Annotated in this window: 7 protein-coding genes; 5 read left to right on the top strand and 2 right to left on the bottom strand. The window is 45.4% G+C overall.

Annotated elements, in window-relative coordinates; all coding sequences use genetic code 11:
* From IQ270_RS26275 to IQ270_RS26260, 4 genes are all read left to right on the top strand, one after another.
* A partial coding sequence (locus IQ270_RS26275; RefSeq protein ID WP_193976108.1) for a nitroreductase family protein occupies nt 1-529 on the top strand: 529 nt, incomplete at its 5' end.
* A 127-nt stretch (nt 530-656) separates the two neighbouring features.
* Nucleotides 657-2,540, top strand: coding sequence for a hypothetical protein (locus IQ270_RS26270; protein ID WP_193976107.1), 1,884 nt, complete (start codon nt 657-659; stop codon nt 2,538-2,540).
* 156 nt (nt 2,541-2,696) lie between these two features.
* A complete protein-coding gene (locus tag IQ270_RS26265; RefSeq protein WP_339384350.1) occupies nt 2,697-3,842 on the top strand; it encodes an AAA family ATPase in 1,146 nt (381 codons plus the stop codon).
* A complete protein-coding gene (locus IQ270_RS26260) occupies nt 3,835-4,602 on the top strand; it encodes a hypothetical protein (RefSeq protein WP_193976106.1) in 768 nt (255 codons plus the stop codon). The genes IQ270_RS26265 and IQ270_RS26260 overlap by 8 nt, the downstream gene beginning before the upstream one ends.
* A 153-nt stretch (nt 4,603-4,755) precedes the next feature.
* On the opposite strand, the gene fetB is transcribed toward IQ270_RS26260, so the two are convergent.
* Nucleotides 4,756-5,535 (bottom strand): iron export ABC transporter permease subunit FetB, encoded by a 780-nt coding sequence (gene fetB, locus IQ270_RS26255; protein ID WP_193976105.1) that lies wholly within the window; start codon nt 5,533-5,535, stop codon nt 4,756-4,758.
* A 127-nt stretch (nt 5,536-5,662) separates the two neighbouring features.
* Between fetB and IQ270_RS26250 the strand changes: the two genes are divergently transcribed.
* Nucleotides 5,663-6,811, top strand: a complete 1,149-nt coding sequence (locus IQ270_RS26250) for a DegT/DnrJ/EryC1/StrS family aminotransferase (RefSeq protein ID WP_193976104.1) — start codon at nt 5,663-5,665, stop codon at nt 6,809-6,811.
* A gap of 263 nt (nt 6,812-7,074) precedes the next feature.
* Here IQ270_RS26250 and IQ270_RS31510 read toward each other — a convergent pair.
* Nucleotides 7,075-7,266, bottom strand: a 192-nt coding sequence (locus IQ270_RS31510) for a hypothetical protein (protein WP_228056716.1), incomplete at its 5' end; no start/stop codon positions are given.

Raw genomic sequence — 7,266 nt, 5'->3', positions numbered from 1 at the left:
CTTGCAGCCTTGGCGGTTTATCGTACTGCAAGACACAGCCAGCAAAGAAAAATTAAAAACTTGCGCCTTCGACCAGCGGCAGGTGGTAGAAGCCCCAACCGTGTTAATCTGTTGTGGCGATCGGCGCGCCGCCGAACCCGAAAACACCGAAGCCGTCATCGAATTGGGCAAAGTTGCAGGCGCAATGAATGACAGCTTAGCCGGTTATATGCGCCAAGCAATCCCGCAATTGTTCGAGAACCGTCCCTGTTTCGACTCTCTAGAAACTTGGACAAATAGACATACAATGCTCGCAGTAGCTCACTTAATGATTGCAGCTAAAAGCTTTGGAGTAGACAGTTGTCCGATGGAAGGTTTTGTCAGCGCTAAGGTGAAAGAAGCCTTTCAAATTCCCGAAGAAGTAGATGTTTGCTGTTTGCTACCGCTTGGTTATGCAGCAGAACCTTTCAAAAAATACGGCGGGCGTTTTGATAAGACTCAAGTTTATTACAGCGAAAGTTATGGAAAAAAGTTGCAACTGGAGACTTGAGAGTTAAGATTTGTACGAGCAGGTGTCAAAATTAAAATTAATCACAAAAATCGACATTTTCGCAATCTAAAATCGGAAACCTAAAATCTAAAATCGCCAGCGGTGAGAGCAAGCAGAGGAATAAATTATGACAGTAGCAGCGCGACAAAGCAAGGCACAAACTTTAGAAGTAAAGTTGCAAAAGCACTTGCAAGCAGCGGGATTAAAAAAATTACCGCTTTATATCAGTTGCGATTTTAGAGATGACTCTTTAACGGTTGTGGGAGAACACCCTCGGAGTTTAGTTCTCAAAGCTAAACCGACTTTTACGGTGCTAGAAGCAGCAATTCTGGAAATAGAACCGGAATCTATAGAACAGATTGGACTTTGCCTAAAAATTACCGGGCAAAAACAGCCTTATGCTTTTCATTCTTTTACGATGCACAACCCTGTTTTGTCAAGACCGAGAACAGTGGAAGTCCGAAAAAAAACTGAGGAGATCCCTGCTGCAGAAACGGGGATGGTGCTAGCAGCAAATGCAGCGGATGTAGTGGAGGAAATGCCGCTAGAAACAAATATTGAAGAGGCGGGGGATGATGAATATTTCCCCAATTTTTCTGCTGAGAGTTCTAGTAATGCCGATCCGATCGCCTTTAAGGTAGCTGCAATCCCGGGAGATTTTACAGAAAATCCCTTCAATCCGCTAGATATGGAAGCGGTAACAGCGCCCCAAACACCCAAGCATTCACCGTGGGCGATGTTGGCGGCGACAGGAACCGTCACCATTGCAGCGATAATTTTGGCAGGCGGTTATTACTTGCTGAGCCGCCCCTGCGTCATCGGAGAATGCACTGCGCTGGCCAATGCTAAACAGTTGAGCGACAATTCGACAAGGACGCTGAAAACTTCAAAAGTTGCTAACAGCCCCGAAGAAGCGCAGGAACAGTTAAAAGGGGCGATCGCCCTTTTGGAACCGATTCCTGCATGGTCAATTCATCGCGCTGAAGCTCAAACCGCCCTGGAAAACTACCGCCAGCAAAGTCAGAATTTAAACTCTGCGATCGATGGTGCGCGCCTCGCACAGTCAGCAGCCCGGAAAACCGAAAATCCTCCTTATTCTGCCGAGAATTGGCAGGAAGCGCAAGCTCTGTGGCAAAGCGCGATCGGCCAACTCGGAGAAATCCCCCAAGACAGCCCTGTTTATCCCTACGCTCAAAAAAAGGCAAAGGAATACCGCAAGAATTTAGCAACAGGAAACAAGCAATTAGGCACTGAACAACAAGCCGAAAAAACCTTGCAAGCGGCAAAAAAAACAGCCCAACTAGCAGAAGCTAGGGAAGCAGTAGCTCAGACAGCCGAGACTTGGGGTCAAGTGCAAGCAGGTTGGGAAAAAGCCTTGGAAACCCTATCAGAAATTCCCGGCAACACGCAATCTTATCAACTAGGTAAACTGCTCGTTCCGAAATACGAAACCAAGCTTTCACAAGCTCGTGAGCGCAGAAATGTTGAAGGAATTTCGGAAAATGCCTACACTCAAGCAGTGACTTTAGCAGCCGAAGCTCAAATTTTTGAAGGGAAAAACGGCTGGTTTAAAGCATCAGAATACTGGCGCAGAGCTTTGAGCTATGCTGAGCAAGTTCCGCCGGCAACTGCTTATTCGCAGAAAGCAAAACCGCTGATTGATTCCTACACAAAATCCTTGGAGAAAGCAGAAGTAAAGTTGCGGGAAGAAAGGATTTTCCAAAAAGCGCGAGCAGATTTGGATAAAACTTGCAAAGGCCAACCGAAGATTTGCGACTATACTGTTAGCAAAGATTTGATTGCGGTGCAGATGACTCCCGATTACGTGCAGAAACTAAAACAAACTTTTATCCAAGCGGAAAAAAACAAGACTGCGAAGACTCGCCAAGCTGTGGAAAAGCACGTTGAAACGCTGCAAAAAGCTTTGGAGGCGATCGCCGAAAACGCGAAAATTCCGATGCAGGTGTACGATGGCGAAGGCAAGCGGATTGCGAGTCACGAACCAAAGTAAGCTGTTGCGGCATTGAATTTTAGTTTTTGGGGCGGGCTAGGAGCAACGCCCCACAATAGTTTCAAGAAATAAAAATCTTACAATTAAATGTGCCATAACAACTTAGAACATCCGAACACACACTACAATTTCGGCAATCAAACTGTATAAAAGGATGTGAGCAATCAAATGCTAGAAAAGGTCAAACTTCATAATTTCAAAAGTCATCAAGATACAGAACTTAATTTTGACAATTCACGCCTACACGCACTTGTAGGACAAAACAGTTCTGGTAAAACATCCGTTTTGCAAGCATTGCATTATCTCAGTAGGCTTGCTAATTCATCATTTGCCAATATTTTTCAGTATGAAAGAGCCCCTCAATTTCTTACAACAATTGGGCAAAATAATATGTCTGTCACTGTAAGTGGTTTTTGGAAAAACCCAGATAAAAATGATTGGGAAGCTTCTTATGACTGGAGACAAAGCGTTAATGATTATTGGTCTGCTAGACTATCCTGGGAGGCAGATAAAAAGCCGGAAAGTATGGAAGGAGAGGCAAGTTCCTTCATGTATGCTCCAGAGCCAATTCAGCAATCTTTGAGATATTCAGTGCATCTGAAGCTAGTAGCTACTAATCTTGCTAAAGCTGCTTACAGCGATGCAATCATTCCGCGAGTTGAGTTCGATGGTTCAGGCTTAGCACCTACCTTAGACTATCTTCGTGACGAAGCTCCAGATAAGTTTCAATCTTTACAAGAAAGGTTGAAACGGATTGTACCAGGTGTACGCGAAGTCGGCGTAAAACGAGCCAAGGTTATGGTAAATCGCCAACGTTTAATCGAAGTCGATGGCAAATCTATCTCTTACGAAGAAAGTCAGGAAATTGTAGGGAAAGAAGTTGTCTTAGATATGAATACTGGTAAGCGTATACCAGCCCATGCGATTAGCGAAGGAACAATGCTCGCTCTCGGATTATTGACTGTTTTGATGGATCCCAATCAACCTAATTTAGTGTTACTAGATGATGTTGAACAGGGACTCCATCCCAAAGCGCAACGAGAATTAATCGCTGTTTTTAAAGAAATTATTCAACAAAACAACAACCTGCAAATTATTTTTTCCACCCATTCTCCTTACATTGTCGATGAACTTACTCCGTCTCAAGTTCATGTATTAAGTAACAACAATTCAGGTGTGACTGGTTGCAAAAGATTAGATGAACATCCTGATGTAGAATGGGCAAAACAAACTTTAACCACCGGAGAATTCTGGGATGCGGAGGGAGAAGATTGGGTGGTTGCAGGGGAAATCAATGATTGAGTTTGTTGTAATTGTGGAAAGTAGCGCCGACGCACGCACCGCTACTAAATTAGCCGATCGCATTTTAGTACAAAAAATTGATTGGTTAGAACCTGAGATGCTGCAACATCTATATCAATGGAGTGGTTTAGAAGCTGAAACAGACAATTCTTGCTGGAAAAACATCGATGATATAACTAAACGTCTTGCCGATAAATTCAAGTTTCCCACCATCCGATCCAATGGCAAATTCAAAAGTGATGGTCAATCAGCTAATAAAATCATCAAGTTAATCAGCTTTATACAATATAAACAAAAGAGAGAGATTAAAGCCGTTATTTTTATGCGTGATTTAGACAATCAACCTGAGCGAAAAAAACATATCGATCAAGTACGTTCAGAGCACATAAATCAACAACCTAAATTAGCAATTATTATTGGTACAGCCAATAAAATGCGGGAAGCCTGGGTTTTGAATGGATTTATTCCATTTAATCGAGAGGAAGAACAACTTCTTCAAGAGATAACGACCCAATTGACGTTTAATCCTTGTAATGAGTCACACAAATTACGCTCTAACTCATTGACAGAACCCGATCGCATGAGAAATCCTAAAGCAGTTGTCGAAAAGCTAACAGGTGGCCAAATGGAGCGCGAACAACAGTGCTGGGAAGAGACGAATCTGGAACATCTGCGAGAAAAAGGTGTTCAGACAGGGTTAACAGCCTATATTAATGAAATCGAGGAACGATTAATTCCAATCATTGGATCTGCTGAGTAAGAGCAGCCCGATATTCCCTAAACCTGCCCCGACGGGATATTGTGGTCGATCAAGTCACGGGCGGGGCGGGTTTATGATATTTATCATTTGTATGGGAGACATTGGTGAACCCGCCCCTACGGTAATCAATGCCCTGCGCGGGCCAATGCCCAATTACCATTTTATCAACTGTGCATCTTGATTAAAAAACCTGCGGGACAATCCCTCCGTCAACAATAGAGTTGCAATTACAGTTGCCAGGGCTAACACAAACATAATCAAAATCTGGTAAGATGCTGCATCAAGAGGACTGACACCGCTGAGCATTTGACCTGTCATCATTCCCGGTAATGTCACGATTCCTACCACTGTCATTGTATTTAAGAGCGGGATTAATCCAGCTTTGATGGCATCTTTGCGGTACTGCTTGACTGCTTGCTGCGGGGTCGATCCTAAACTTAAATGGGTTTCTATTTCTAACTGGCTGTTGTTAACTGTACTGACAAGTCTTTCGCCGGCGATCGCCCCTGAGTTCATCGCATTGCCCAAAATCATCCCCGCTAAGGGAATCAGGTATTGCGGTTCGTACCAAGGATCGGGTTGCAAAATTAGCAAGTTTGTATAGCCCAAAGTAAACGCCGTACTAATCAAAATTGAACCCGAAACTAAGGGCAGCAAGTGCTTGATTTTTTTGCTGATGCGGTTGCTAGCCACTGTGCTAGCTGTTGTCAGCATGATTGCTAAAACTGCTAAAACCAGCCAAGGATTTTTTCCTTCCGGGGCAAATACTACTGCGAGCACGTAGCCGACTAGGATTAGTTGGATCAGGGTGCGACCCGCCGCGATCGCGATCGCCCCCTCCAATCCCAATCCCTGCCACGCCGAAAGCCCGATCGCGATCGCCACCATCCCCAAAGCCCAACCCAAATCAGTAAACTCTAGCTGAATTAACATCGGCGCTCTCTTTCGATAAAGTGATTGTTTACCCCTCCGACTATAAGATATTTGAATAAAGGTATCTCAGAAACAGTTTTGCTGTAAGAATTTGCTTTGATAATGGTTGAAATTTGTGGTGTGAAGAGTGAATAATGTTCCCCCCCTCGACTTGACCCAGCAGTACGCCCAGATTGGCGACGAGATCAGCGCTGCGGTACAGAAGGTGCTTGCCTCTGGCGGCTACATCGGCGGCCCGGCTGTGAAAACTTTTGAACAAGAGTTCGCCAACTACATCGGCGTTTCCGATTGCGTGGGCTGCAACTCGGGCACGGATGCCCTGATTTTGGCCTTGCGAGCTCTCAAAATTGGCCCTGGCGATGAAGTGATTACCACTCCTTTTACTTTTTTTGCTTCGGCTGAGACAATTAGCGCTGTGGGTGCAACTCCGGTATTTGTCGATATTGACAGCGAGACTTTTAATCTGAATGCCGATCGACTCGAAGCAGCGATTACCCAAAAAACCAAAGCAATTATGCCCGTGCACATCTTCGGCCAACCGGTAGACATGACTCGGCTGATGGAAATTGCGACTCGGCACAATTTAGCGGTAATTGAAGATTGTGCCCAGTCTGTCGGCGCCGAGTGGGAGTCTCGAAAAGTTGGCAGCATCGGCCATGTCGGCTGTTTCAGCTTTTATCCAACCAAAAACTTAGGCGCTTGCGGTGACGGGGGGGCTGTAACCACAAACGATCCAGCCTTGGCTGCTTCCATGCGAATGCTCAAAGAACACGGACAGTCTTCTAGGTATTTCTACGAAGAAATCGGCTGCAACAGCCGTTTAGACGCCCTGCAAGCGGTGATTCTCAGCATTAAATTGCGGTATCTCGACAGTTGGAACGCGCAGCGACGGGAAAAAGCGGCACTTTATGGCGAATTTCTCTCCCGCGTGCCCGGAGTTTCTGTTCCCAAAGAATTGCCCGAAGCAAAAGGAGTTTGGAATCAATACACCATCCGGCTGACAAGCCCAGAAGATGCGCCAAATCCCTCTGGCAATTTCCGGGACTCGCTGCGGAATAAGTTGCAGGAATGTGGCATCGGTTCGATGGTTTACTATCCGTTACCTTTGCACCTGCAACCTGTTTACAAATCTTTGGGCGGTGGAGCAGGTCATTTACCTGTAGCAGAGCAAGTTTGTCGCGAAGTCTTGTCTTTGCCGATGTTCCCTGAACTGTCGAGGGATCAACAAGAGCGGGCGATTTATGGACTCAAAGATTGCTTGGCACGTCGCCGATAGCATCCGGTAGCTTGGGCGCGATCGCCCGATCGACAGAAACGCCCGACAACAGAGGAATCGAAGGGTTGCAGTGCCGTACTGGTGCAGCGGTCAGGAAAATATATTAAGTATTTTGACTGAACACTTGTACTTTTATGTACTATATTTAATGAAAAGAAACAAATTTAGGCTAGCAATCCGCCTGAAACGGGTGCATTTTCCGCTCGCCTAAAGTTTGCGGTGCGATCGTGATGAAGAAGTCATTAGTCCAACGTCATTAGTCATTAGTCCAACGTCATGTTTTGCTGTCCCCCACGAGCTTTGGGTCCAACGTCATCAGTCCGATGTCCGTCGGAAGAAGGAAGTTCGGCAACGAGCAATGTACGGGATGTAACGGATGTAAGTCCGATGTCCGTCGGAAGAAGGAAGAAGGAAGAAGGAAGAAATAAGAAATAAGAACTAAGAAGGAAGAAGGA

Source organism: Microcoleus sp. LEGE 07076 (assembly GCF_015207455.1).
Taxonomy (GTDB): domain Bacteria; phylum Cyanobacteriota; class Cyanobacteriia; order Cyanobacteriales; family Microcoleaceae; genus Microcoleus.
Note: the sequence above shows the minus strand (reverse complement) of the source record. Positions and strands in the feature narration are given on the sequence as shown.

What these genes read in the sequence shown, in the direction of transcription:
- IQ270_RS26260 (WP_193976106.1), top strand. Translation starts at nt 3,835, where the DNA reads ATGATTGAGTTTGTTGTAATTGTGGAAAGTAGCGCCGACGCACGCACC.
- fetB (WP_193976105.1), bottom strand. Translation starts at nt 5,535, where the DNA reads ATGTTAATTCAGCTAGAGTTTACTGATTTGGGTTGGGCTTTGGGGATG.
- IQ270_RS26270 (WP_193976107.1), top strand. Translation starts at nt 657, where the DNA reads ATGACAGTAGCAGCGCGACAAAGCAAGGCACAAACTTTAGAAGTAAAG.